The sequence below is a fragment of the Streptomyces rapamycinicus NRRL 5491 genome, assembly GCF_024298965.1.
GTDB classification, from domain to species: Bacteria; Actinomycetota; Actinomycetes; order Streptomycetales; family Streptomycetaceae; genus Streptomyces; species Streptomyces rapamycinicus.
This window is the reverse complement of sequence record NZ_CP085193.1, coordinates 9,069,885-9,095,987: the sequence shown is the minus strand read 5'-3', so window position 1 is coordinate 9,095,987 and position 26,103 is coordinate 9,069,885. Positions and strand designations below refer to the sequence as shown.

Here is a 26,103-nt window from a genome sequence, read left to right as displayed (position 1 = left end):
ACGTCCCAGCCAAGATCGCGGGACAAGAGGGGATGCACGATGCCGTTCCAGCCACGCGAACTGTTTCCCGACCGCTCCGCACGCGACCTTTTCGGCGCGGAGATCCGCCGCCACCGGGAGAAGGCGGACATGTCGTTACGGCGGCTGTCCGAGGTGCTGAACTACAGCAAATCGCACCTGGCCCGGATCGAGGCGGCGGAGTCCCTGCCGTACGACGACCTTCCGGCGAAGTTGGATGCGTGCTTTGGGACGGACGGGATGTTCGCGCGGGTGTATGCGCTCGCGAAGAATGAGCCCTTCCCGGGCAAGTACCGGCGGGCCGTCGAGGTCGAGAGCCAGGCGATCGTGATTGAGGAGTACGCCTGCGCCACCATCCCAGGGCTGCTCCAGACCGCTGAACTCGCGAGGGAGTCGCTACGGATCGGACACCGCCATGCTCCGGACGCGGAAATCGAGGCGCTGGTCAAGGCTCGTCTAGACCGGCAAACACGGTTGGACCAGCCTCATCCGCCGGAGTGTTGGTTCATCGTGGACGAAGCGGCGTTGCGTCGCCCGCCGGGAGGGCCCGAGGTGATGCAGCGTCAGATGGAGTCCTTGCTTGAGCGCGGGACGCATCCTTACGTAACCCTTCAGGTGCTGCCGTTCAGCGCGGGCCACCATGTGGAAGCGGGCAACTCGCTCGTGCTCTACACGGTGCCCGATGCGCCGATGCTGGCCTACAGGGAAGGCAGCCGTTTCGGGACGATCATCGAAGATAAGGACGTAGTTGCGAAGCTCCGGAAGAACTACGATCTGCTACGGGCCATGGCCCTCTCGCCCCGGGGCTCCGAGGCGATGATCCGAGCCGCGATGAAGGAGTGGGCCTCATGCGGATCACCCCGGACCTGAGCACCGCCGCCTGGCGCAAGAGCAGCTACAGCAACAACGACGGTGGCATATGCGTCGAGGTCGCCGACAACCTCCCCGGCATCGTCCCCGTACGTGACTCCAAGGACCCCGACGGGCCCGTCCTCATATTCCCGAACGGCTCGTGGAGCGCGTTCATAGCGAGCCTCAAGTGTGCCGTTTCATGACATTGGCTTGACGGGCGTAGGACGTGAGGCGATCGGCGAGGGCGGTGACGAGGTCGCGCAGTTCCTCGGGGCGCTCGATGACGAACGGCCGGTCGAGTGAGGCGAGTACCGGAGGCAACCAGTCGAGCCGCTCCGCCCGCAGCTCGACGCGCAGCCAGCGCTCGGTCGCCCGGTCCTCGCCTGCCACGGGCGCGTACTCCTCCAGGCTCGCGACGCTGGCGGGAAGGTGAGCGCGGATCTGCTCAACCGTCCCGTGGACCCGCAAGGTCACCTCATGCCGGTACTCCGCCGTGGCGAACCCCGACAACACGCGCTGTGCCGGACCGGGACCCACGGGCGCTTCGAATGAGCCGGGCAGGGTCCGCGCGTCCGCGATGCGATCGAGCCGAAAGGTTCGGTCCTCGGCGATCCGGGCGTCCTTGCCCGTGACGTACCACCGGCCCGCATGGGCGACGACCCCGTACGCGTGCAGCGTGCGTTCACTGCGCCGTCCGTCACGGTCGGTGTAGCGGATCGAGACCGGTCGGCGGTGGCGCACCGCATCGGCGATGGCGAGCAGGACCCCGGCGTCCGGGGTGGCGAAATCACCGGGCTGATCCGTGAAGGCGAGAGCTTCCAGGAGTGTGTCGAGCCGACGGGCGATGTGCTTGGGCAGCACCCGCCGGATCTTCGCCGAAGCCGTCTCGCTTGCCGTGTGCTCCGCCGTCGTCAGCCCTGATCGGCGGCCGGCGACCAGGCCGAGCAGCACGGCCAGCGCCTCGTCGTCGCTGAGCATGAGCGGAGGCAAGCGGTACCCGGGGGCGAGCCGGTACCCGCCGTAGCGGCCGCGTACCGATTCCACGGGCACGTCCAGGTCGATCAGCTGGTCCACATACCGCCGCACGGTGCGCCCTTCGACGCCGAGCCGGTCGGCGAGTTCGGCCACCGTCCGGGTGCCGCCCGACTGCAGCAGCTCCAGGAGTGTCAGCACGCGGGCGGTTGGTCGAGGCATGTTCGCAGCCTAGCGCGAATACAGGACCGATTCTGTCCACTATTTCTCCTAGCCTGCGCTGTGCAGTCCTTCAGCACAGCCAAGGAGATTCCCATGGACTTCGTCTCGATCCGCATCATCACCAGCGACGTAGCGCGCCTCGTCGAGTTCTACGAGCGAGCCACAGGGGCGCGGGCGACGTGGGCCACCGAGGACTTCGCCGAACTCAAGACCACGGGCGCCACCCTCGCGATCGCCGGCATCCGCACCGTCCCGCTGTTCGCCCCGGGCTCCGCCCGCCCGGCGGACAACCACAGCGTGATCACCGAGTTCCTGGTCGACGACGTGGACCGCGTTTACCAGAACCTGACCGGCTTCGTCACCGACTTCGTCGCCGAGCCCACCACGATGCCCTGGGGCAACCGGTCGCTGCTGTTCCGCGACCCCGACGGCAACCTCGTCAACTTCTTCACCCCCGTCACCCCAGCGGCCATCGAAAAGTTCGCACGCTGACGCCACCGAGACACCACAGTCAAGGTCAGCGCAGCAGCAGTTGGAGTCCGCCCAGTACCGTCGCCGCGATGACCAGCCGCTCGAAGAGCCGCTGATTGATCCGGTCCACGCACGCCTTACCGATGTACGCACCGGGCAGGACGAAGAGCGCAAGCAGCGCGTCCAGGAGCAGGGAGCGGCCGTCGATCAGGCCGAGGCTGACGCTGAAGGGCACCTTGGCGACGTTGACGATCAGGAAGAACCAGGCCGAGGTGCCCAGGAAGCCCAGCTTCCGGAAACCGGCGGAGAGCAGGTAGAGCGACATCACGGGGCCGCCCGCGTTGGCCACCATCGTGGTGAAGCCGCCGAGCACCCCGTACGAACCGGCCTTGAGCCGTGCGCCCGCCCCGTCGGCGGCCGGGACCTCCGGGACCTCCGGGGCCGCCGCCCGGGCGGCCGCACGGCGCCGCCATAGTGTGACCCCCGCCATCAGCAGCAGGATCGCGCCGATGGAGGTCCGCACCTCCGCGTCCCCGGCCCACAGCATGAACACCGTCCCCACCACGACCCCGACCGCGACGGCCGGGAACAGCCGGAGCAGGGTCCCCCAGTGCGCATGGCGACGGTAGGTGCCCACGGCGAGCACATCGCCGACGATGAGAAGGGGCAGCAGCACACCGGTCGACTCCCGGGCCGGAAGCACGGCCGCGAAGATCGCGAGGCTGACGGTATTGGCGCCGCTGACGGCGGTCTTCGAGAAGCCGACGAGTATGGATGCCGCCGCGAGCGCGGCGAACTCCCAGAGGGTAACGGTGTACATGCCACCGAATGATTCCAGGTCACCGCTACCCCTGGACCAGGGACCTCAGCGCACCCAGCCCTGGAGCGGCTCGGTGTCGAGCGTGACGCCGACCGGCGCGGGCAGCGTGAGCGGCTTGCCGAACGGCACGGTCTTGGTGCTCTCGTACCGGACCCCGTCGGGCTCACTGAACACGGTGACCTCTCCGGCCTCCCGGTCGACCAGTAGATACACCGGGATGCCCGTCTCGGCGTAGGCACGTGGCTTCTCCACCCGGTCCCTGCGGTCGGTGTCGGAGTCGTACGAGGTGACCTCCACGACCATCAGGACGGGATCGGCGTCGGCCCATTCCCCCTGGCCGACGAACGCGTCACTGTGGGCGAGGGTCCCGTCGGGGCGCGCATGCCCGTTGCGGTAGGTCTCGACCTTGAGACCCTGATCGTGCAGCCACAGGTCGGGATGGGCCTGAATGCAGATCCGCGCCAGCCACTGGATGATCCGCCCATGATCGCCATCCGGCACCGGCGTGACCCCGATCTTCCCGTTGATGAACTCCCACCGCACTCCCTCCGCCACGCGGGCCGCCAGCCGCGCGTACTCCTCGAACTCCTCCGGCAGCATCTGCGGACGATCGTGGGTCGCGGTCATGACCGGGAGCCTCCTTCGGGTGCGGTGCGCTCTCAGCGTAGTCGTTCGACGCGGAGCATGGCCGGGGCAAGCCCCGGCCCGCCGAGTGACCGGTCCCCGTCCTCACTCCTCCAGGTAGTGGAAGCCCGGCCGGGGGTGCATCAGGAACTCGTGGTGCGAGATGTTCCACGCGTACGCACCCGCCATCGCGAAGGCCACCCGGTCCCCCACCCGTAGCTCCGCGACCGGGATCCGGCTGGCCAGCACGTCCTTGGGCGTGCACAGCTGGCCGACCAGCGTGACCGGCTCGTCCCGTACGGCCGGGCGCGCCCACGGCCGGGTCCACAACGTGTCCGTGGGCAGCACCTGGAAGGGCTGGTCGTGCCGTTTGGTGGCGGGCGTCCGGATGTGGTGGGTGCCGCCGCGCACCACCGCGAACGCCTCGCCCCCGCTGTGCTTGATGTCCAGCACTTCGGTGACGTACCAGCCGCAGTAGACGGTCAGCGCCCGGCCGGGCTCGATCCGCAGGGTGAGACCGGGGTGGCGCAGGGCGAGGTCCGCCATGCCCCGGCCGTAGGCGGCCCAGTCGAAGCGGCGGTCGGGGTGGGCGTAGTCCACGCCCATCCCGCCGCCGACGTTCACCTCGGTGATCCCCAGGCCGTGGCGTTCGGACAGCTTCCGCGCCCAGTCGGCGATCGCGGCGGCCACGGCCACCTGGGCGGCGGCGTCGAGGCCGCTGGCGAGGTGGGCGTGGATGCCGCGCAGCCGGAGGGGGCCGCCCGCGTCGCCCGGGGAGAACTGGGAGAGGCAGCGCTCCACGGCTTCCGGGTCAAGTCCGAAGGGGCTGGGGCGGCCGCCCATGGCGAGCGCCGCGCCGCCCAGCGCCGCGCCGAGCGACCCCCCGCCGCCCGGTTCGGCACGGGCCAACGGGAGGTTGACGCGCAGGAGGACGTCCACGGAGGGGATCCCCGCGTCCTCCGCCGCCCCGGCCAGCAGCCGCAGTTCCTGCTCGCTCTCCACATGGAACCGTTCCACGCCCAGCGTCAGCGCCCGCCGCAGCTCACCCTCGGTCTTGCCCGGCCCGCCGAAGGCCAGCGGCGCCCCGGGCACGGCCGCGCGGACATGCTCCACCTCACCGCCGGAGGCGACCTCGTAGCCGGTGACGTGGGGCGCGAGGGCCTGGAGGACGGCGGGCGCCGGGTTGGCCTTCGCGGCGTAGTACAGCTCCAGGCCCGGCGGCAGCGCGTCCCGTACGGCCCGCGTGTGCGCGCGGAGCGCGGCCAGGTCGTAGACGTAGGCGGGAAGGCCGTCGCCGGTGAGCTCCGTGGCGAGGGTACGGACGGCGGAGGTGATCAACGGCTGCTCCCGGGACGCATGACGTGGGCCGCCTCGGACAACAGGGCGGAGGCGAGCGGACTGGCGATACGGACATAGCCCGCGTGGCGGTCGGCCCGACGGCCCCAGCGGGTGAGGAGGTTGGCCTTCGCGGGCAGCGGCACGCCCGCCACGAGGGCACGCAGCGCGGGCGGATGGTCGTGGGCCGCCGAGCGCTCGCACAGCAGCCGGCGGACCGCCGACCACAGCGCGGGCTCAAGACCCGGGCAGCGGTCGGCGAGGGCCGCCACCATCTCGGCGATGTGGTTGACCAGCAGGCAGTACACCACCCGGTCCCAGCCGCGCTCCCGCTCGTACGTCAGCGGGCGGGCGACGGCCTCGGGCAGCGCGGCGAGCGCGGCCGTGTGGTGCTCGGGCACCAGCTTGGTGCCCTCCAGATCGCGGAAGAGCACCTGGTGCGGGGTGCCGTCGGCGGGGTCGACGCCGATGACGACGTTCTGGAGGTGCGGTTCGAGGACCACGCCATGGTCGAAGTAGGCGGCCAGTACGGGCGGTACGAGCAGCTCCAGATACGCCTGCCACCAGGCGGAGAGCCGGTCGGGGCCGGCGCCGGGGAGGAGCCGGGAGATCTGGGCGCCGCTCGTCGGGTACTCATCGGCGACGGCCGCCGCGAGCAGCGCGGTCAGGCCGGGCCGCAGCCGGGCGGCCAGGCCCTCGCGGACGATCACCCCGAAGCCCTCGATCAGCTGCCGATCGGCTCCGCTGTCGCCGCCGAGGTCCAGCGTCCGGTACGCGGGTTCGCGCAGCAGCTCACAGCCGGGGAAACGGGCGGCGAGATCGGTGGCGACCGGCTCCAGCAGCCGGGTCAGGGCGACCGCGCCGGACAGCTCGTAGTCGGCGTTCTTGCGCAGGCAGTTGGTGATCCGCACGTTCAGGCTGAACTTGAGGAAGTCCCGGCCGTCGTAGAGCGTACGGACCGACGCGGTCGGCGCGAACTCCGCACCGCCCGGCCCGAGGTCCAGCACCTCGCCCCGGGCGATGGCCGCCCGCAGCAGCCGGTGCTCGCGCAGCATCGCGTACTGCCAGGGGTGCGCCGGCAGCAGCCGGTAGCCCTCGGGGACGGCGCCCTGCCGGTCCAGCGCGGCGAGCGCCCCGGGCCGCGCGGACTCCTCGCGCACGTACTCCTGGCGTACGGCGAGGTGGTGCAGCGGGAAGCGCGCCCCGGCCTCGGGGGCGAACCGCGACCAGGAGTCGGCGCTGCCGGTGCGGGCCTTGGGGGTGGGGTGGAAGCGGTGGCCGAAGAGGAGGGACTGCTCGGAGGCGAGGTAGAGGTCCTGGGCGCGGTCGCTGTAGAGCTCCTGGGCGCTGTCGCTCACGGTGCTCCGGTCCTCTGCGGTGCTCCGGACCTCCAAGGCCTCCAAGGACTCCAAGGCCTTCAGGGATTCCAAGGCCTCCAGGGCGGCCGTCATCCCCGCGTGGCTGGAGGCGACCTGGCCCAGGAACTCGTCGTTGTGCACCCCCGTGCGCAGTTGGAGTTCCCGGTGGATCCGCTCGGCCAGCCCGCGCCAGGACACCTCGGCCCATGTGCCGTCGCGCTCCTCGCTGACCGGCCCGGTGAAGCGGTGCGCCCCGATGAGGGAGGTGCGCCGCAGTCCGACCCGCAGCAGCACCCCGCAGCGCGGCAGCCTCAGCCGCAGCCACCCATCGGCCACGACGGTCTGGTGCTCCGGGCCCGACACCTCACGGAGCAGACAGTTGAGGAGGGTGTGGGCGGTGGCGTGGTCGGCGGAGGCCACGGTCGCGGCGGGCGAGGAGGTCATGGGCATGGGGCGGCTCCAACGGGTGCGGAGGAGAGAGGTGCGAGGGAAGTGGGGGTTCGGGGGTTCGGTTCGAGGGCGGGGGCCGATCGGGCGCGGCGGTCATCTGCCGCTTCCCCGCAGCAGATAGTTGGGCCCGGTGACGTAGTGCTTGTTGATGTCCACGGCGTCCAAGCGCTCCTTGGTGAACAAGGTGCCGGCGGTGACCATCGCCTTGACCGGCAGCCGGTCCGCGTCCAGCACCCGTCCGCGCAGCAGCGCGGCGGCCGCGCCGGGCCGGGTGACGGCGAGCCGGTCGACGGCGTCGGTGAGCCGGTCGCGCAGCCGCCGCAGCAGGGTGTCGAGCGGGGCCCGGCCGAGGCGGGCGAGCTCGAAGAGGGGGGCGGCGGCGCAGAGGTGGACGGTGATGGTGGTGAACACATCGGCCACCGGCCCGTCGCCGGACGTCAGGATCCTGCGGTCGTCGAATCCGCACAGATCGGCGGCCGGTCCTCCACCGATCATGGCGGCGAGGCGTATCGCGTGGACGCGGGGGCCGTCGTGGTCCTTGATGAGCAGCCGGAGCCGGGGCACCGCACCGCCGTTCCCGCTGCCGTCCTCGAAGACCAGCGACGTGTTCTGCTGATGGGATTCCAGGGCGATGCCGTACGCGAAGAGGGTGGTGTGGAAGTCGAACAGCAGCGTGAGGTAGTCGTCCAGCAGGGCGAGGACGTCCCCGCCGTAGTGGCGTTCGGCGAGTCCGTCGATGACGAGCGTGCTGTCCGGGGCGGGCGCGAGCAGCCCGGCCAGCGGCACGATGGTGGCGTTCTCCAGACCGGGTGGGTAGCGGCGGACGAGCGTGGCCAGCAGTTCGTGTCCGGCGTGGAGATGGTTGGTCTCGTCGGCGAGCAGCACGGTGGCTCCGAACCTCGGTTCGCGCTCGATCACGGCCTCCACGAGCCGCTGCCCCGTTTCGCCGTCGGTGAGGGTGCCGGGCTTGATGGACCGCCGGTTGCGCTGCCCCAGGGTGGAGGTGGTGAGGGGCAGTTTGAGGTGGACGAGGGGGTCGTCGGCCAGGTCGTCGGCGACGGCCACGGTCCGCATGGAGAGGGTGGGCCGTACGTCCAGCAGGGGGTGCTCGGCGAGCCGGGCGGCGCCTTGGAGCCCGGCCGCGCGGAGGGCGTTCTCCAGCGGGGGGCCGAGGGTGAGCGGATGCACGGGGAGGGCGAGGTGGCCATCGTCCGGCCCTGGCCCAAGATCCCCGGGCGCGGGCCACCAGCCGGGCAGCCGCGCCGGATCCCCGTACACCGCCTCGCGCGGGAGAACGAGCCAGCGCAGCGGGAAGGTGGGATGGAACTCGGGTGCGTGCGCCCGTAATTGCTCCTCGCTGAAGACGGCCCGCCCCCGGCTGGTCGGATAGACCGGATGGTCGCGGAAGGCGGCGAGCGTGTCATACGCGAGGGCCCCGGCCATCCCGCCCCACCGCTCCCCGTACCGCGCGCCCAACTCGGCGACGACGCGGGGCCGAACGCGGGTATGCAGCCGCATGGCGTCGAGCGCCTGCCGACATTCGGCCACGAAGACGTCGTAGAGCGCCCGGTCCTCATCGGGCACGGCCTCCCGCAGCCGCCCGAGTACGGCATCGAGCCCGGTGAGCACGGTGGGGGCGGTGGGTGCGGTGGGTGCGGTGGGTGCGCAACGACTTCCGGGCGTACAGAGCAGCCGGGCCGGGCGGCGGGTTCGGATGTCGCATTGGAAGCCTTCGGGTTCCACCGGCAGCAGCACGCTTTCGCCCCCCTCGGCCCCGTCGGACCCCGCGAACCCCCCGAACCCCGCAAGCTCCTTGAGCGCGATGCGCAGCCAGTCGCCGTCGGCGCGCCGCACCGGGACGGCGTGGCTGCGCAGCTTGTAGGCGTCCTCCCGGAGGAGCGTGTCGAGCACCCGTCCGAGAAGCTCCTCTTCCTCTGTTTCCTCTGTCACACGATCTCCCATCGGTGGGCCGCGAGGAACCGCGCCACCGCCGCGTCGATCCGCCCCTGGTCGGTGCCGGTGGCCCGGAGCACGCCGAGGAAGTCGCGGTTGGTGCGGTGGAGCGGATGCTCCTCGCCGATCCCGCGCAGCGGCCGGTAGTCCAGCCGTACGCCGTCGCGCTCGGTCACACTGGCCGGAGGGGCGGAGACGAGCCGCCCGGCGCGGTCGGCCATGACGTACTCCATGCGAACCCTGCCGTCGGTGCGCGCGCCGAGGTCGTCCGGCAGGGGCTCGCCCAGGTGCGTACGGAGGATGTACTCGAAGAGGGGGATGCCGAGGAGTTCGGCGAGGACGAGGTCGCACTGGTCGCCTATGGCACGGTAGTTGACCTCGATGAGGCGGGCCCGGTCCCCCTGGACGACGTACTCGGTGTGGCACACGCCGAAGCCCACGCCCAGCGCGCGCAGCTGCGCCAGCACCTGATCGGTGTGCGGCTGCGGAGGCGGGGCGGGCAGCAGATGCAGCCGTTCCTCGATGAAGTGCGGGGGCGGCGAGAGCTCGGTGCGGAAGGCGCCGAGGACGTGGAGGGTGCGGCCGTCGCCGAGGGTTTCGAGGGTGCGCAGCTCGCCGTCGAGGAACGCCTCTACGACGAGGGCCGCGCCCGGCCGCCGTTCCCGTATCTCGGCGCAGCGCCGGACGAGTTCGTCCGCGTCCGCGACGAGGACGACGTCCTCGCTGGCCACGCCCTCGCGCGGTTTGACCACACAGGGGTAGGGCGCGTCGAGCCCGGCGAGGGTGGCGGGGTCCTGTCCGGTGGCGAGTTCGGCGGACCAGACGGGGTCGGCGACGTCCGGACCCGCGGCGGCGAGGGCGCGGCGCAGCTCGGCCTTGTTCTTGGTGCGCAGCGCGGCGCGCCAGTCCTTGCCCGGGAGGCCGAAGTACTGGGCGGCGAGGGCGGCCTGGGCCTGGAGGTGGTCGCTGTTGGTGAAGACGGCGCGGGGCCGGGCGCCGTCGGCGGCGATACGGCTGATGACCTCGGCGAAGTCCCGTACGTCACAGGGGACGATGTCGGGGGCGGGGAAGGGGCGCGCGGACCCCCCTTTCTCCTCCTGTTTCTCCTCCTGTTTCTCTTCCTGCCGACGGTAGGCGCGCTCATGGGCCTCGGGCTGGTCGGTGAGGAGGGTGACCGCCAGTCCGAGCCGGGCCGCCGCGGGGAGGAAGCCCTCGGTGACGGAGTCGGTGGGGTTGCGGGCGAGGAGGTGGAGCCGAGGCGGCCGCGGGGCGGGGGCGGCCTGGGCGGCCGGGGCCGCCGAGGAGCCACGGAGGGCAGGGGAGGAGAACGGCCGTGACGCCGCATCGAGATCATTCTCGTTCACGGCCCGAGATTAGGTTAGGCATGCCTAAGACCGCTAATTCGACGTTCCGGTCCGCCCGTTTGGCCCTGATTGGGCCGTCAAGATCGTCAACGCTCGTCGTCAGCGCGGTAGCCCGATACGGCGATGCCGGACCCGGCGCGCGGCGAGCCGCTCGTCCGGGTCCTGGGCCCGGAGGGCGGCGAGTTCGGCGCCGAGGAGGTGGCCGAGCCGGCCGAGGAAGGCGTCGGCCGGCCCGGAGCCCTCCGCGTCCTCGGATGCGCCCTCGGAGGCGTCCTCCTCCACGATGCGATCGACGATGCCCTGGGCGAGGAGGTCGGCGGAACGTACACCCTGGCGGGCGGCGACCTCGTAGGCCCGCTCCGTGGTCCGGTGGAGGATCGCGGCCGCGCCCTCGGGCGGCAGCGGCGACAGCCAGGCGTGGCGCGCCGCCACGACCCGGTCGGCGGGCAGCAGCGCGAGCGCGGCGCCACCGGCGCCCTGGCCGAGCAGCAGACAGAGGGTGGGCGCGGGCAGGGTCACCATGTCGGCGAGGCACCGCGCTATCTCCGCCGCGAGCCCGCCCTCCTCCGCCTCGCGGCTGAGCGCGGCGCCCGCGGTGTCGATGACCGTGAGCAGCGGCAGCCCCAGCTCGGCGGCGATCCGCATCCCGCGCCGCGCGGTCCGCAATCCGGCCGGCCCCAACGCCTGCCCCTCCCCCGGCCCCTCGGCGGTCTCGCCCTTACGGGCACTGCGCCGGTTGTGCCCGAGAACGACGCAGGGCGTCCCCCCGACCCGGGCGAGCGCGAGCAACAACCCGGGATCGTGCTCCCCCGCCCCCGTACCACTGAGCGGACTCACATCGTCGGCGGCCACCCGCAACAAGTCCCGCACCCCGGGCCGCTCCACCCTCCGCGAAGCCCGTATCGACACCTCAGCGGACGGCACACCGGCCCCGCCCTCGGTCGCCCCGACGAAGGCAGCGACCCCGGCCTGATCGTGACCGGCCGCCCGGCCACTCCCGGCCGCGACATCCCCTTCCGCCCCCGGCAGGGCGCCGGAGGGTGGGGCCGGGGCGGGGGCAGCTGCCCCCGCGACGTCGGCGCCGGCCACGCCGCCACGCCCATCGCCGCCCCCGGCCCCCGGATCCCAGCCACCGGGCGCGTCACCCGGCGCCCCGGGGTCCGGCACGGGCTCAGTGGCGGCCCCACCTCCACCCCCAGGCCGACCGGGGGCGGGCGCGGTGTTGCTCGCGCAGAGGACCCGCAATACCCGGGCGGCCACGCCCGATAGGCGGCTCAGCGGGAGGACCGCGTCGATCAGGCCGTGGTTCATGAGGTTCTCGGCGTTCTGGACGCCGGGCGGGAACTCCTCGCCGTACAGCGCCTCGTGCACCCGTGGGCCCATGAAGCCGATGAGGGCGCCCGGCTCGGCGGCGGTGACGTGGCCCAGGGAGCCCCAGGAGGCGAGGACGCCGCCGGTGGTGGGGTGGCGGAGGTGGACGAGGTACGGCAGGCCCGCGGCCTTGTGGTCCGTGATCGCCGCGGCCACCTTCACCATCTGGAGGAACGCGACCGTGCCCTCCTGCATCCGGGTGCCGCCCGACGCCGGTGCCGCCAGCAGGGGCAGCCGCTCCGCCGTGGCCCGCTCCACGGCCCGTACCAGCCGCTCCCCCGCGGCCACCCCTATCGAACCGGCCAGGAAGCGGAACTCGCAGGCGACCAGCGCCACCCTGCGCCCCTCGATACGGCCCTCACCGGTGATGACCGACTCGTCCAGCCCGGTGCGCTCCCGTGCCCGCTCCAGGTCGGCCCGGTACTCGGGGTCGTCCGTCGTGATCTCCACCGGTTCGTCCCAGCCGTGCCAGCTGCCGGGGTCGACGATGGCCTCGATCAGCTCACGGGCCGACGGGCGGGAGGCGCTGGAGGCGCGGGAGGCGCCCGTGGCGCGGGGCGAGTTCGTACCGGTCATATGTGTCACCCTTCCACGCCACCGGCCCCCCGCAACCATCGGCGATCACCTCGGGTGGATCACCTCGGGTACCCCCGCGACCCGCTCAGTCTCAGCTGCGCCTGAGCTGCTCCTTAACGGCGCCATAAGACCGGCGAGGAGGCCCGTGGGCGGGGCTAGCGTGCTGCGCGTCACCCCCCACACCGGTCACCCCCACCGGTCCCCCCACCGAAGGAGTCCCGACGATGACCGCTCGTGCCACCGTCTCCCGTAGAACCGCCCGCATCGCCGTGCTCGGCATGGTGCCGCTCGCCCTCACCGCGCTGAGCGCCGACCCGGCCTCCGCACACGGTTCGATGACGAGCCCGGTCAGCCGGGTGTCGGCGTGTTTCGCGGAGGGGCCGGAGAGCCCGGACTCGGCGGCCTGCAAGGCGGCCGTCCAGGCGGGCGGCACCCAGGCGCTCTACGACTGGAACGAGGTCAACATCCCGGACGCCGCCGGGCGCCACAAGGAGATCATCCCGGACGGAAAGCTGTGCAGCGCGGGCCGCGACAAGTACAAGGGCCTGGACCTGCCGCGCGCCGACTGGCCCGCCACCGCCATGACGGCCGGTGAGCACACCTTCACCTACCGGGCCACCGCGCCCCACCGGGGCAGCTTCGAGCTGTACATCACCAAGGACGGCTACGACCCGACGAAGCCGCTGACCTGGGCCGACCTGGAGGCGCAGCCGTTCGCCAAGGTCACCGACCCCACGCTGAAGGACGGGAGTTACGTCTTCTCGGGGAAGGTGCCGGGCAAGTCGGGCCGCCATCTGATCTACAGCGTCTGGCAGCGCTCGGACAGCCCGGAGGCGTTCTACACCTGCTCGGACGTGACCTTCGGCGGAGGGGCCGGCGCGGCCGAGGGAGCCGGGACGAAGGCGGATTCCGCACCCACCGCCGTCGCGCCCGACGACGCCCAGATAGCGAAGGGCGCCGAGAAGTCCACGGTCGATCACCACGGCCACGGCGGTGACAGCGGCGCCGAGGCCAACCACCAGCCGAAGTCGGCCGAGACGGCGGACGGGAAGGGCACGGAGGGGAACCGCCCCGAGGCCAAGAGTGCCGAGGTCATGGCCGCGAGCACCGGGCCGGAGGGCTCGCAGGACGGGAGCGCCGCCGACGGGCAGCACCTCGCCGAGACCGGGGGCGACGGGTCCACCGGGCCCCTGGCCATCGGCGGCGCCGCGGTCCTCGCCACCGGCGCGGCCGTGCTGTTCGCCGTCGCCAACCGCCGCAAGACCGTACGGCGGGGCCGCGGCTGAGGCCACGGGCGCGTCCGGCGGACCACGCGGCGGAGCCGCGGATCGGTTCACGCGGCGGAGCCGTATGGCAGGGGCTTCCCCTGGGCCCCGGGGTCTGGGCCCCGGGGTCTGGGGCGGAGCCCCAGTTGCGGGAAGGGGCGGGGAGGGGAACAGCCCGCCGCAGGCGTACGCGTACCGCCGGACGCCTCCAGGGCGCCGCTGACGCCATAGGCGTCCGCGGCCGATCGGAGACGGAGCCGGTTCCGGGGAGGACGACGGCACCCCCCGGGACCGGCTCGCCTACGCGCCGACCGTCCGCCCGGACGGTACGTGCCAGGCGGCGAGGACGGCGTCCGCCGCGGCATGCAGATCCCGGGCGGGCCTGCCGTCGCACACCTGCGTGGAGACGCCGAGCAGAAAGCCGTGGATCATGGATGTGAAGCCGTCCACGTCGGTTTCCTCGGCGAGTTCTCCCGTCGCGACGCCACGGACGACGCAGTCCCGGATACGTGCCCGGTCCAGCGCACGGCGCGCCACGATCGTCCGGCGCACCGCGGCTTCGTCGTCCCCGGGGGCCCGGACGGTACCCGACAGGGCCACGAGGCAGCCGCGCGGGTGGGAGGTGTCGGTCTGCATGTCGATGGATCCGTGCAGCATCCGGGCGACGGCCTCGCGCGGGCTCAGGGCTTCGTCGCCGATGACGTCGGTGACGCTGCCCGGCCCGGCGAGGTAGTGCTCCACCGCCCGCTCGAAGAGCCCCTGTTTCGAACCGAACGCCCCGTACAGGCTCGCCGAGGACAGGCCGGTGGCCTCCCGGAGCTGGGCCATCGACGTCGCTTCATAGCCCTGCTCCCAGAACAGCCGCATCGCGGCTTCCAGGACGCCCTCGATGACGAAGGCGCGGGGGCGGCCGGCGGGGGACACGGCGTACCTCCTCCACAAAGGAACGATCAGTCCAGTTTAGCGGGCGGGGACGTCCGCGTCGTTCCAGACGTCCGCGTCGCTCCAGGCGCGCCAGCGGCCGGAGGCGTCGACGGTTCCCAGCTGCTGATCGGCGAAGTGGACACCGAAGCCGTAGACCCCGTCCCGGGCCAGGTGGTCCACGAGCCGGCGCCGTGACCGTTCGGCCTCCTTCCGGTCGGTGTCGAGAACGACGTCCCAGTCCGGGTGCTGGACCTGGACCGGTGAGTGCATGGCGTCGCCGAAGGCCACGACCTCCCGGCCGTCGCCGGTGTCGAGGATCCAGGCGGTGTGCCCGGGGGTGTGCCCGGGCAGGGACCAGGCGCGGACGCCGTCCGCGATCTCGGTCCCGTCGGTCACGACCACGGTGCGTTCGTCCTGACCGGCCAGTACCGGGCCGGTCCCGGGCGGGACGCTCTCCAGCTCGCCCTTCCCGACCATCCAGCGCGCCTTCGTGAAGAGGCTCCGCGGATCCTCGACCGCGTCGGGCCGGGCCCATCCGGTGTGGTCGCCGTGGAAGTGGGTGAAGGCCACCGTCTCCAGCTCGGCCGGGTCCACGCCGAGGGTCGCCAGCGACTCGGGCAGGTCCCGCACATGGCCGAAGGCGTGCTGGAAGTGCTCCAGGTCCGCGCCTGATATGCGGCCATGGCCGGCGTCGATGAGCAGGCGGGTGCCGCCCCGCTCGACGAGCAGCGCCCCGCATCCCATGGGCAGGTGGCCCGCCTCGGTCATATGCGTGCGGTGCGCGCGCCAGTCCTCCTCGGCGGAGGCCGGGTAGACCCGGGTCGGGATCATGTCGACGCCCGCGTCGGGGACGTAGCTCAAGGTGAGTTCGCCCAGGGTGCGTCGCCAGATGACGGGGAGCCGGAATCCCGAGTCGTCGCCGCCCTCGACGCTTTTCGCCGTGATGGGCCGCTCATGCGTTGCCACGGGGTCGTGCCTTTCGTGTTCGTGGGTGCCGTACGTGGTGGTGGGTGGTCCGGTCGGCGTACCGGCGCGCGGCTCCCTCGCAGTCGTCGGGGATCGCCACTCGCTGGAGCTCAGGCACAGCCGACCTCCTCACGGCACGAGCTCACCCGGCCCGCGCCCACCGGCTGCCGCACGGCCGCCGACGGGGCGGCCGCCGGTTCGGCCAATGGTTCGGCCGCCGGTTCGGCCAACGGTTCGGCGGGGCTGGGGCGGACCAGCTCCAGAATCCAGATACCGGCCCCGGCCAGCGCGATGACCAGGCCGAGCCCGCACACTCCCGGCCATCCCACGATCGGGTACAGCGCCGCGGTCAGCGCCGAGGCGACGGTGGCCCCGGCGAACGCGGACACCATGAGGGCCGTCGTCACGCGGCTTCGAGCGTGCGGGACCCGGCGGTAGATCGCACTCTGGTGGCTGATCAACAGGGCCTGCTGGGCGAGGTTGAGCGCGATGATGCCGGCGGTCAGCGCGATCAGGCCGGTCGGCCCGCCCACCCCGGCGACGGCGAGCACGGGCCAGCTGACCGCGAGCAGGACCAGTCCGCCCGTGGTCACCCGGCGGCCGTGGCCGCGGTCGGCCAGCCGGCCGGCCTTCGCCGCCGCGGCGGCCCCGACGACCCCGGCCAGGCCGAACAGGCCGATGACGGCGGGCCCGAACCCGTACGGCGGACCGGCCAGCAGGAACGACGACGCGGTCCACAGGACGGTGAAGCAGCCCATGCCGACCGCCGCCAGGGCCATGCGCCTGCGCAGCAGCGATTCGCCGCGCACCAGCGCCGGCACCGAGCGCAGCAGTTGGGGATAGGTGCTGCTCTCCGACCGCGGAACGGGGTGCAGGACCAGGCGCAGGATGACCGCCAGGGCCGCCATCAGGACCGCGGCGAAGACGAACACCAGCTGCCAGTCACCGATCTGGGCGAGCACCCCGGCGACCGTGCGCGCGATCATGATCCCGATCAGCAGCCCGCTCATCACCGTGCCCACCGCCGATCCGCGCTGGTGGTCCGGCGCCAGCGACGCGGCCATGGGCACCACTATCTGCGCCACCGCGGAGGTCGCGCCGACCACCGCGATCGCGGCGAGCAGCAGCCCCAGCGACGGGGACGCCGCCGCGCCGAGGAGCGCGAGGGCGCTCAGGCCCAGCAGCACGGTCACCAGGCGGCGCCGTTCCAGTACGTCCCCCAGGGGCACCAGCAGCGCCAGCGAGAGCGCGTAGCCGATCTGCGAGACGGTGATCACCAGGCCGCCGGCTCCCTGGGACACCCCGAGCGCCCGCGATATCACGGGCAGCAGTGGCTGGGCGTAGTAGATGTTCGCCACCGCCGCGCCACACACCACGGCCAACAGCAGCACCGTCGCCCGGCTCAGGGCCGGAGGGCCGGTGCCGGGCCCGTCGGCGGGGACTGTGCGAGGGCGGTCCGCACCGCTCGCGATGAATTGTGGATCGTTCATGCCGTAATTCCTACTCCGGCGCCACGCGAGCGTCAACGGATTACGGATCGAGCGATCCAAATGTGGGACAGTTCACCTCAGGGCCACGCTCGGCGAGCGGTTCACCGGAAGAGGTCCAGGTTGTCGGCGGCCCAGCGGCGGAACGGACGCCCCGGGCGGCCGGTCAGCCGCTCGGTGGAGCGCGCCGCCTCGTGGTGCCCGGTGGGCAGCGCGGCCCAGTAGTCCAGGACGGACTCGACCAATGGCGCGGGCACATGGCCGCTCAAGTGCGCGGCCGCCCTTTCCCGGGTGGGTTCGCGCAGTTCGACCGGGCGGTTGAGCAACTGCCCCAGTATCCGGGCCTGATCGCGGAAGCTGAGCACTTCCGGGCCACCGAGACTGACGGTCTCACCGTCCAACCGGTCGCCGGTGAGCGCCAGTTCGGCGACGTCGACGATGTCATCGGGATGGATGACATCGAGCCGGGCGTCCGGATACGCCTGCTCGACCGGTCGGCCGGCGCGGACGGATTCGGCCCACTGCCGCGCCATGGTGGCGAACCCACCCGGGCGCAGCACGGTCGCCGTCAGCGGTGTGGCCCGTAGCGCCCGTTCCACCCGCAGGTGGTGGCGGGCCAGCGCGTTGCGCTCCGCGTCGGGGAGGGCCGCCGAGTCCGATGAGAGCAGCACGACCCGCCGCACCCCGGCCGGGACGGCGGCGGCCAGCAGTGCCTCGATTCCGGCCGGTTCGGCGTAGAGGAAGACATCGGTGACTCCGGCCAGCGCGGGGGCGAAAGTCGTCGGGTCCGCGAGATCGAGGGGGACGGCGGAGACACCGGCGGGCAGTTCGAGCTTTTCCGGGGCACGGCTGGCCGCCCGGACCCTGTGCCCGGATTCGTGCAGGCGGCACAGCAGGCCGGTGCCGATGCCGCCACGGGCTCCGGTGATCAAGAGGGTCACGTGTTCCACTCCTCGCGATAGCTGGGGTACGGCCCGCGAACGGTGCCGGCCACCAGCCTGCGGCGGCCTTGCCATCGAGTCCAACGAAGATTGCCGATGACATCCATCGGTACTTGCTATAAATAGGAGAAGTGGAACTACGCCAGCTGGAATGTTTCGTCGCCGTCGCGGAGGAACGCAGCTTCACCCGCGCGGCGGCCCGGTTGCACATCGTGCAGTCCACCGTGTCGGCCACCATCGCCGCCCTGGAGAAGGAGCTCGCCTCCCCGCTGCTGGTGCGCACGACCCGACAGGTCAGCCTCACCGACGCCGGGCTCGAACTCCTCCCCAAGGCCCGAGTGGCGCTCGACGCCGTCCGGGACGCCCGCGATGTCGTCCACGCCGTTCGGGGCGGACTGCGCGGCACCCTGCGCATCGGAACCATGAGCTCACTCGGGCTGATCGACCTGGCCGCCCTGCTGGGCCGCTTCCACCGCGATCACCCCGAGGTGTCCGTACGCCTGGCGACGGCGGCGTCCTGCGGGGGATCGCCGGAACTCATCACGGCACTGGCCGAAGGCCGGCTCGACCTCGCCTTCGTCTCGATCCCCGGGCAGTGCCCGGCCACCGCCCGGCTGCGCCACCTGACCTCGGTACGGCTCGATCTCGTGGTCCCACGAGAGCACCCCCTGGCCGGCCGCGGCACGGCGGCGATCCCGGACCTGGCCGACGAGCCCTTCATCGACTTCCCGTCCGGCTACGGGAACCGGGCCGTGACCGATCGCGCCTTCACCGCCGCCGGAGTCCGGCGGCACGTGACCATCGAGATCACCGATATCGCCGCCGGGGTGGACTTCGTACGCAACCGCCTCGGCCTGGCGCTGCTGCCTCGCGGCGCCGTCGGCCCCGACGACGACCTCACCACCCTCACCATCGCCGACGCCGACCTGGACTGGCCCATCTCGCTCGCCACCCCGGCGGAACGCACCCCCTCAGCGGCGGCGCGCGCGTTCGAGCAGCTCGTCGACCGCCACCTCGCGGAGCACTCCTGAAGCACACCCCTCCTCGCTCCCCCGCCCGCCATCACTCCGGCTCGGTGATCACGCCTCCTCGGCCAGCGCCGCGTCCAGGGCCGCCGTCAGCCGCCGGACCCTCGCCTGGAGATCCACCGCCTCCTTCAGGTCGAGGCCACTGGCCTCCATCGCCGCCAGGGGTACGCCCTGGGCGCGCTCCTTCAGCGCCGACCCCTCCGCCGTGAGCCGGACCGTCACCGAACGCTCGTCGTGCGCGCTGCGCTCGCGCTGGACGAGTCCGGCCGACTGCATCCGCTTGAGCAGCGGCGACAGGGTGCCGGAGTCCAGCCGCAGGTGCTCCCCCAGCCGCTTGACCGGCATCTCCCCGTGCTCCCAGAGCACCAGCATGGCCAGGTACTGCGGATAGGTCAGCCCCGTGTCGCGCAGCACCCGGCGGTAGAGGCCGTCGAAGGCGCGGGAGGCGGCATGCAGGCTGAAGCAGAGCTGCCGGTCGAGCCGGAGCAGTTCGTCGGAGGGCCGCGGCTCGGGGGTGGTGGTGCGGTCGGTGCCGCGGTCGGCAGTGCTGTCGGTGGTGCGGTCGGGCTGGTGTGACATGCCTCCAGCGTACCCTTTAGTTGTACGCAACTTAATTGTGTGCTCTACTTCTGCTCAGCGAGACGGGGCGCCCCGAGCCCCCGCCTCCCTCCGACTGCCGGAACACGAAAGGGATGGTCTTCATGGACGCGCTCTACACCGCGGTGGCCACGGCCAACGGACGCGACGGCCGGGCCGTGAGCTCCGACGGACAGCTCGACCTGCCGCTGGCCATGCCGCCCGCCCTCGGCGGCAACGGCAAGGGCACCAACCCCGAGCAGCTGTTCGCCGCGGGCTACGCCGCCTGCTTCGCCTCCGCGCTCGGCCTCGTCGGCCGCCAGGCCAAGGTCGACACCAAGGACATCTCCGTCACCGCCGAGGTCGGCATCGGCAAGGACGCGGCGGACGACGGCTTCGGGCTCAAGGTGACGCTGCGCGTCGAGCTGCCGGGCGAGCTGGAGAACGAGACCGGCCGCAAGCTGGTCGAGCAGGCGCACCAGGTGTGCCCGTACTCCAAGGCGACGCGGGGCAACGTCGAGGTCGAGCTCATCGCCGAGTAATCGGACGTCGGCCGGCCCGACGGGCGACGCGCCCTGCTCGTACGGACCGAGGCAGGGCGCGCCATGACGTGCGTTTCATCCACTCGCCGTCGAGCGTCAGTCGTCCGACGCACACGTCGTCGGCGTGGCGTGTTCCGGATCGAGGGCGTTGACGGCCTCGTGGAAGGCCAGACCGTCGGTCAGCCCGATGGTCACGTGCTCGGAGATATCGGTCGGGCACAGGTCCTGGATCAGCACGTTCTTGACGTTCGGACCGGAGAGGAACTGCGCCCGGTAGGGCGTGGCCACCTCGTCGTACTTGGTCGAGATGACGGTGTAGCGCACTCCGGGGACGGTGTCGCCGCCCTCGTTGAGGCGCCGCAGGAAGTCCGAGCCGACCACCTGGTCCATCAGCCCCGGGGCACCCTTGGCGATGATGTCACCGGCCCCGGGGAAGTAGTCCAGCAGCTTCGTCAGCCCGGACAGGGTGGTTCCGTGGTTGGTGGGGGCGATGCCGACCAGGGCGTTCACCTTCGGCGCGCCACCGAGGAACTTGAGGTAGTAGCGGGGCATCATCCCGCCCTGCGAATGCCCGACCATGTCGACCTTGGCGGCGCCGGTGGCGGCGAGCACCCGGTCCACATAGGCGGACAGCTGCTCGGCCGACTTGTCGATCGGCCCCAGCCCGTGGAACAGCGGGACCAGGGGCAGTTGGCCGTAGTCGAGGGAGAAGACGCAGTAACCGCGCTGGACCAGGTAGGGGGCGAAGCCCAGCCAGTTGTCCACGGAGTTGCCGAAGGTGCCGTGCACCAGGACGACGGGGCGGGGGTGCTGGGCCGACGGCTTGCAGGAGTAGTTGTTCCAGCCGCCGCTCACCGCATCCGACGCGGTGTCCGTGGCGAGCGCGGCGGTGGGGGTCGCCGCGGTCGCCGCGACCGCGAGGGCCAGGGCGGGTAGTAAGGTACGGGTCTTGGTCTTCCGGAATCGCCGGATACGCCTCCAGGGCAGCATCATATGAACTCCTCGCTGGTGGGGGAGAGAGTCGCGCTGACGGTGCGCTTGCGCTGCGCCCTGCGATCCGGATCACAAGAAGTGGTGCGCTCACTCGAAATTACGCGCGAGTAGCAAAGCCATCCAGCCATCCGTCAGTGAAGGAACGTCTACGCGATTTTCACGTGACGTCCAGGAATGCGCCGGGCTGAGCGAAGTGGGGAAAACCAGTGGGACTGGTGGGACCCGCGGCTTACGCGACGTCGAGGAACTCAGGCGACGTCGAGGAACCCGGCGGGCCGGACCGCGAAGACGCCGAAGCGGGCGCGGGCCCGGTCGGCGGCGGCCTCCAGCCGGCGTGACTTCTCGTCCGCGGGGTCGAACGTCAGCTGATGGGAGGCGACTCCGGCGTCCGTCAGCCCCTCGACGCGCAGCGCCACGGACCGCACCCGGGCCCGCTGCAGCCCGAGCGCGTCATGCAGCGCGTACGCGGCGGCGGTCAGCGCCGGGGTGTGGGCGGTCGGCTCGGTCAGGGTGCGGGTGCGGGTGGTCGTGGAGCGGTCGGCGTAGCGGACGGTGAGGCTGATCGCGGCCGCCACCTGCCCGCTCGTCCGCAGCCGGACGCCGAGCCCGTCGGCGAGGGTGAGCAGCGCGCGGCGACGGCGGACGGGGTCCAACTCGTCGCGGCGGAAGCGGTGTTCGGCGCCCATCGCACGGGCGGGGGCGTTCGGGGTGACCGGCGCCGGGTCGATACCGCGCGCCCAGGCGTGGACGCGGCGCGCGGTCGCCGCGCCGAGGATGCGCTGCAGGGTGGACAGCGGCGCGGCGGCGATCCGCGCGGCGCTGTCCAGCCCGTACGCGCTCAGGGCGCGCGCGGTCGCGGGCCCCACCCCGGGCAGGGCGATGGGCGGCTTACGGGCCAGGAACGCGGCGACGGCGTCCGGATCGCCTGGCACGGTACGGACGGCCCCGGACTCCTGAGCACCCCGGGCCTCCTGGGCCTCGTGGGCGGCCATGCGCGCGAGCAGGGGGTTGGCGGCGACGCCGACGGTGCAGTCCACGCCGTACCGGGCCAGCGCCCGGACCCGTACGATTTCGGCCAGCCCTGCCGCGTCCCGCCCGAAGTACCGCAGCGCGCCCCGCACATCCGCGAGCGCGGCGTCGGGCGGCAGCGCCTCGACGACGGGCGTCAGCTCGCCGAGCAGGGTGAGCAGCCCCTGGTAGACGTCCTCCCCGGGCGCGGGGTGGAACCGCACGTACAGCACATGCGGCACCTCGTCCGCCCGCTCCGGGCCCACGGTCCGGCCGCCGCCCGGCAGGGCCATGTCCATCAGACGGGTCGGGAAGGGGTGTCGGCCGGAAGTCATCCCGCGCTCCCCGGGCTGGCGTGCCACAGTTTGCGGCCGGTGGCGGCCTGGTCGCCCGCGGGCCGGAGGTCGGCCCAGGGGTGCATGGCGTAGCCGGTGGGCATCTCGATGCGGCGGCCGGAGTCCGCTTCGTCCGTCTCCGGGCCCGCCCCCGCCAGTTCGGCGGCGACCGCTCCGAGGCCGCCCTCCTTTCTGAGCTGGGCCAGTTCGGCGAGGTTCCACACGGCCGAGCCGACGATGCTGAGGCTGCGCGGGCCGCGCCGCTGGACCACGCCGCGGACGAGCAGCAGCCAGGAGTGGAAGACGGTGTGCGCGCACGCCGCGTGGCTGTCGTCGAAGAAGGCGCAGTCGACCAGCCCCGTACCGTCGTCGAGCGTGGTGAAGATGACCCGGCGCCCGGAGCGGATCGGCGGGGTCTGGGTGGCGGCCTTGGCTCCGGCGACGAGCACGACCTCCCCGTGCGGCGCGTCGCGCAGCCGCTTCGCGGGGATCGCGCCCAGTTCCTCCAGGAAGTCCCGGTGGTCGCCCATCAGATGGCGGGAGACGTCCATGCCGAGGATGCCGAGTTCGGCGCCGAGGCGTTCGTCCGCGTCGAGGTCGGGGAGCCCGGCGGGGGCGGCGGGGCCGGTTTCGGCCAACGGAAGCTGGCCCTCCGCGTTGTGCCGGGCGGCGGCGCCCCGCTGCTGCCGGTGCAGTTCGGCGATCTGCAGCAGCAGATCGCGGCGGCTCGCGCCGAACGCGTCCAACGCGCCGACCTGGGCCAGCCGTTCGGCGACCGGCCGCCCGGGGTGGGCGCGCAGCCACAGGTCCTGGAGCGAGGAGTACGGCTGTCCGGCCGCGATCCGCTCGGTCTCGGCCTCGCTGATGCCGTGGACGTCGCTCAGCGCCAGCCGGATACCGGCGTCCGCTTTACGGCGGCTGTCGCGTTTATTACCGCTGTCACGAGAATCACCAGACGTCAGTTCGATTCGGTAGGCGGCCCCCGACCGGTTCACGTCCAGCGGCAGGATCGGCACCCCGCGCCGCCGCGCGTCCGCCAGCAGCAGCCGCTTCGGGTACATCCCGGGGTCATGGGTGAGCAGCCCGGCGTAGAAGGCGGCCGGATGGTGCGCCTTGAGCCAGGCGGACTGATACGTCGGGACCGCGAAGGCGACGGCATGCGCCTTGCAGAAGCCGTACGAGCCGAACGCCTCGACGATCTCCCAGGTGCGCAGCCGCACCTCCGGCGCGTAACCCCGCTTCTCCGCCTCCGCGTGGAACCAGGCCCGCACCCGCCCCTGCCGTTCGGGGTCGGACAGCGCGCGCCGCGCCTCGTCGGCGAGGTCCCGCTCACATCCGGTCATGATCGACACGATCTTGATGATCTGCTCGTGGAAGACCACGACCCCGTATGTCTCGCGCAGCGCGTCCTCCAGATCCGGGTGCGGATAGCGCGGGGGCTTGCGGCCGTGCCGGGCGTCGATGAAGGGCCGGACCATGTCGGCGGCGACCGGACCGGGCCGGAAAAGCGATATGTCGACCACGAGATCGTGGAAGGAGGTGGGCTGCAGCCGGCCGAGGAGATCGCGCTGACCGGGCGATTCGATCTGGAAGCAGCCGAGGGTCTCGGTGGAGCGGATCAGGTCGTAGGTGGCCGAATCGCCGGGCCGCACCTGTTCGGGGTCGTCGATGTCCACGACACGCCCGGTGGCCCGCCGGATCTCCGCGACCGCGTGCGCCATCGCGGACTGCATCCGCACTCCGAGGACATCCAGCTTGAGCAGTCCGAGCTCCTCCACGTCGTCCTTGTCGAACTGCGACATGGGGAAGCCCTCGCCGCTGGTCGGCACGATGGGCGTACGGGCCAGCAGCCCGGCGTCCGAGAGCAGCACCCCACAGGGGTGCATGGCGATGCCACGGGGCAGCCCGTCGAGCGCCTCGACCAGCTCCCAGAACCTGCCGAAACGTTCCTGCTCGACGGTCGCCTCCCGCAGCTCCCGCAGCTCGGGCAGTTCCGCGAGCGCCGCGCGGGCATCGCGGGCGCGGATGTGCGGGAAGGACTTGGCGAGCCGGTCCACCTCGGCCGGGTCCATGCCGAGCGCCGCGCCCACGTCCCGTACGGCGTGGCGCACCCGGTAGGTCTCGGGCATCGAGACGGTCGCGACCCGCTCCGCCCCGAACCGCTCGAAGATCGCGCGATAGACGTCCAGCCGGCGCGCCGACTCCACATCGATGTCGATATCGGGCAGCGCGGCCCGCCGCACCGACAGGAAGCGCTCCATCAGCAGACCGTTGGCCACCGGGTCGGCATGGGCGATGCCCAGCAGATGGTTGACGAACGATCCGGCGCCGGAGCCCCGGGCGGCCACCCGGATGCCCAGCTCCCGGGTGTCGTCGACGACCCGCGCGACGGTGAGGAAGTACGAGGCGAAGCCGAGCCGTTCGATGGTGCGCAGTTCGTCCTCCAGCCGCTCCCAGCGCGCCCGGTCGCGGTCGTACTCCCGCAGCACCATGGCGGCGGCGCAGCGCGACCGCAGCACCCGCTCGGCGCTCCGCCGCCCGGCCCCCACCAGCCGGGGCTCGGGGAAGTGGACACTGCCCAGGCCGATGTGGTCCTCGGGGTCGACCAGACACCCGGCGGCGGTGCGCCGGGTCTCCTCCAGCAGCCGGTGCGCGGCGTCCCGCCGCATCCCCGCCGCCTCCACGATCCGCTCGGCCGCCTTCGCCATGTCCCGGGGGCCCTTGAGCCAGCGCTCACCGCTGTCGAGCGCCCCGGGGGTGCGCGGGTCGATGGGGACGAGCCGGCGGGCCGAGTCCAGGACGTCGGCGACCGGCCCCTCCCCCGGGTCGGCGTAGCGCACGGCGTTGCTCAGCACGGCCGGGACGCCCTGCTCGGCGGCGAAGCCGACGGTACGGGCGGCGAGCCGCAGCGAGCCCGGGCCGGTGCCGGTGCGGCCGTGCCATACGGCCTCCAGCCGCAGCGCGTCGCCGAAGAGTTCGCGCCAGGGGGCGATCAGCCGGGCGGCCCGGTCGGGGCGTCCGGCGGCCAGGGCCCGGCCGACGTCGGAGTCCGGGCCGAGCAGCGCGGTCAGCGGGGCGAGCGCGCCGGGGTCGCTCACCAGATCGCGCCAGTGCAGCAGGGGCGGCCCTTCGCCATTCGTCCGGGCGGTTCCGGGGCGGGCGAGCCCCGCGTGGGCGGCGGAGACCAGCCCGCACAGCGCGGCCCAGCCGGGCGCGCCGTCCCGGGCGAGGAAGACCACCCGGGGCGCGGACTCGTCGATGAACGCCCCGCCGCGCACCGGTGCACGGCGCCGGGCGGTGCGCCCCGGCTCCGGGGCCTCCATCCGTACGGCGAGGTCCACCCCGAACAGCGGCCGCACCCCCGCGCGCTCACACGCCCGGGCGAACCGCACCGCTCCGGCGAGGCTGTCGCGGTCGGTCAGCGCGATCGCGTCCATGCCGCGCTCGGCGGCACGCCGCGCCAGCCGCTCCGGGTGCGCGGCCCCGTACCGCATGGAGAACCCGGACGCGGTGTGCAGATGCGTGAAGCCTGGCATCCGCACCTCCCGCTGCTCACACCCCCTGACCGACCCTGCATGTCCCACGCCCCACCATAACCCCATTCTCGAACACGCGTGCGAGTCGGCTTCGATGACGCTTCCCTCTCCACCAT

22 protein-coding genes are annotated in these 26,103 nt (G+C 72.6%); 6 read left to right on the top strand and 16 right to left on the bottom strand.

The window, feature by feature from the left end; all coding sequences use genetic code 11:
* Window positions 1–39: 39 nt before the first annotated feature.
* On the top strand, window positions 40–888 hold the full coding sequence (locus tag LIV37_RS38310) for a helix-turn-helix domain-containing protein (RefSeq protein WP_020872438.1): 849 nt from the start codon (window positions 40–42) through the stop codon (window positions 886–888).
* The gene (locus LIV37_RS38305; protein WP_020872437.1) at window positions 867–1,073 is read left to right on the top strand and encodes a DUF397 domain-containing protein; all 207 of its coding nucleotides are present in this window, start codon (window positions 867–869) and stop codon (window positions 1,071–1,073) included. The genes LIV37_RS38310 and LIV37_RS38305 overlap by 22 nt, the downstream gene beginning before the upstream one ends.
* Here the strand turns inward: LIV37_RS38305 and LIV37_RS38300 are convergent.
* On the bottom strand, window positions 1,054–2,064 hold the full coding sequence (locus LIV37_RS38300; RefSeq protein ID WP_121824030.1) for a helix-turn-helix transcriptional regulator: 1,011 nt from the start codon (window positions 2,062–2,064) through the stop codon (window positions 1,054–1,056). The genes LIV37_RS38305 and LIV37_RS38300 overlap by 20 nt on opposite strands.
* Before the next feature lie 93 nt (window positions 2,065–2,157).
* Here LIV37_RS38300 and LIV37_RS38295 point away from each other — a divergent pair, with 93 nt between their 5' ends.
* Window positions 2,158–2,556 carry a VOC family protein gene (locus LIV37_RS38295; protein WP_020872435.1) on the top strand — a complete coding sequence of 133 codons (399 nt, stop codon included), beginning with the start codon at window positions 2,158–2,160 and terminating at the stop codon, window positions 2,554–2,556.
* 25 nt (window positions 2,557–2,581) lie between these two features.
* Here the strand turns inward: LIV37_RS38295 and LIV37_RS38290 are convergent, their stop codons facing one another.
* The 7 genes from LIV37_RS38290 to LIV37_RS38260 form a co-directional block, all read right to left on the bottom strand.
* Complete coding sequence (locus LIV37_RS38290; RefSeq protein WP_020872434.1) at window positions 2,582–3,355, bottom strand: sulfite exporter TauE/SafE family protein; 774 nt, start codon at window positions 3,353–3,355, stop codon at window positions 2,582–2,584.
* A gap of 45 nt (window positions 3,356–3,400) precedes the next feature.
* Window positions 3,401–3,982 carry a Uma2 family endonuclease gene (locus LIV37_RS38285; protein WP_020872433.1) on the bottom strand — a complete coding sequence of 194 codons (582 nt, stop codon included), beginning with the start codon at window positions 3,980–3,982 and terminating at the stop codon, window positions 3,401–3,403.
* A gap of 102 nt (window positions 3,983–4,084) precedes the next feature.
* On the bottom strand, window positions 4,085–5,317 hold the full coding sequence (locus LIV37_RS38280) for a type III PLP-dependent enzyme (RefSeq protein WP_020872432.1): 1,233 nt from the start codon (window positions 5,315–5,317) through the stop codon (window positions 4,085–4,087).
* Window positions 5,314–7,122, bottom strand: a complete 1,809-nt coding sequence (locus LIV37_RS38275; protein WP_020872431.1) for an IucA/IucC family protein — start codon at window positions 7,120–7,122, stop codon at window positions 5,314–5,316. The genes LIV37_RS38280 and LIV37_RS38275 overlap by 4 nt, the downstream gene beginning before the upstream one ends.
* A 93-nt stretch (window positions 7,123–7,215) precedes the next feature.
* Complete coding sequence (locus LIV37_RS38270) at window positions 7,216–9,084, bottom strand: IucA/IucC family protein (RefSeq protein ID WP_121824031.1); 1,869 nt, start codon at window positions 9,082–9,084, stop codon at window positions 7,216–7,218.
* A complete protein-coding gene (locus LIV37_RS38265; RefSeq protein WP_020872429.1) occupies window positions 9,069–10,439 on the bottom strand; it encodes an ATP-grasp domain-containing protein in 1,371 nt (456 codons plus the stop codon). The genes LIV37_RS38270 and LIV37_RS38265 overlap by 16 nt, the downstream gene beginning before the upstream one ends.
* Before the next feature lie 99 nt (window positions 10,440–10,538).
* Window positions 10,539–12,386, bottom strand: coding sequence for a carboxyl transferase domain-containing protein (locus LIV37_RS38260; protein ID WP_020872428.1), 1,848 nt, complete (start codon window positions 12,384–12,386; stop codon window positions 10,539–10,541).
* 224 nt (window positions 12,387–12,610) lie between these two features.
* Here LIV37_RS38260 and LIV37_RS38255 point away from each other — a divergent pair, with 224 nt between their 5' ends.
* Window positions 12,611–13,672 carry a lytic polysaccharide monooxygenase gene (locus LIV37_RS38255; RefSeq protein WP_020872427.1) on the top strand — a complete coding sequence of 354 codons (1,062 nt, stop codon included), beginning with the start codon at window positions 12,611–12,613 and terminating at the stop codon, window positions 13,670–13,672.
* A gap of 279 nt (window positions 13,673–13,951) precedes the next feature.
* Here LIV37_RS38255 and LIV37_RS38250 read toward each other — a convergent pair whose 3' ends face one another.
* From LIV37_RS38250 to LIV37_RS38235, 4 genes are all read right to left on the bottom strand, one after another.
* Window positions 13,952–14,575 (bottom strand): TetR/AcrR family transcriptional regulator, encoded by a 624-nt coding sequence (locus LIV37_RS38250; protein WP_020872426.1) that lies wholly within the window; start codon window positions 14,573–14,575, stop codon window positions 13,952–13,954.
* 36 nt (window positions 14,576–14,611) lie between these two features.
* Entirely contained in the window at window positions 14,612–15,541 is a 930-nt protein-coding gene (locus LIV37_RS38245) for an MBL fold metallo-hydrolase (protein WP_020872425.1), read from the bottom strand.
* Between the two features lie 110 nt (window positions 15,542–15,651).
* Entirely contained in the window at window positions 15,652–17,031 is a 1,380-nt protein-coding gene (locus tag LIV37_RS38240) for an MFS transporter (RefSeq protein ID WP_020872424.1), read from the bottom strand.
* A gap of 101 nt (window positions 17,032–17,132) precedes the next feature.
* On the bottom strand, window positions 17,133–17,969 hold the full coding sequence (locus tag LIV37_RS38235) for an SDR family oxidoreductase (RefSeq protein ID WP_020872423.1): 837 nt from the start codon (window positions 17,967–17,969) through the stop codon (window positions 17,133–17,135).
* Between the two features lie 131 nt (window positions 17,970–18,100).
* Between LIV37_RS38235 and LIV37_RS38230 the strand changes: the two genes are divergently transcribed.
* On the top strand, window positions 18,101–19,000 hold the full coding sequence (locus tag LIV37_RS38230) for a LysR family transcriptional regulator (RefSeq protein ID WP_020872422.1): 900 nt from the start codon (window positions 18,101–18,103) through the stop codon (window positions 18,998–19,000).
* Between the two features lie 48 nt (window positions 19,001–19,048).
* Here LIV37_RS38230 and LIV37_RS38225 read toward each other — a convergent pair whose 3' ends face one another.
* A complete protein-coding gene (locus tag LIV37_RS38225; protein ID WP_020872421.1) occupies window positions 19,049–19,576 on the bottom strand; it encodes a MarR family winged helix-turn-helix transcriptional regulator in 528 nt (175 codons plus the stop codon).
* Between the two features lie 122 nt (window positions 19,577–19,698).
* Here LIV37_RS38225 and LIV37_RS38220 point away from each other — a divergent pair, with 122 nt between their 5' ends.
* Window positions 19,699–20,115, top strand: coding sequence for an organic hydroperoxide resistance protein (locus tag LIV37_RS38220; protein WP_121825025.1), 417 nt, complete (start codon window positions 19,699–19,701; stop codon window positions 20,113–20,115).
* Window positions 20,116–20,211: 96 nt separating this feature from the next.
* Here the strand turns inward: LIV37_RS38220 and LIV37_RS38215 are convergent, their stop codons facing one another.
* The 3 genes from LIV37_RS38215 to LIV37_RS38205 form a co-directional block, all read right to left on the bottom strand.
* Window positions 20,212–21,105 (bottom strand): esterase/lipase family protein, encoded by an 894-nt coding sequence (locus LIV37_RS38215; RefSeq protein ID WP_121825026.1) that lies wholly within the window; start codon window positions 21,103–21,105, stop codon window positions 20,212–20,214.
* Between the two features lie 251 nt (window positions 21,106–21,356).
* A complete protein-coding gene (locus tag LIV37_RS38210; RefSeq protein WP_243146252.1) occupies window positions 21,357–22,409 on the bottom strand; it encodes a DNA polymerase Y family protein in 1,053 nt (350 codons plus the stop codon).
* Window positions 22,410–22,447: 38 nt separating this feature from the next.
* On the bottom strand, window positions 22,448–25,987 hold the full coding sequence (locus LIV37_RS38205) for a DNA polymerase III subunit alpha (protein WP_020872417.1): 3,540 nt from the start codon (window positions 25,985–25,987) through the stop codon (window positions 22,448–22,450).
* Between the last annotated feature and the right edge of the window lie 116 nt (window positions 25,988–26,103).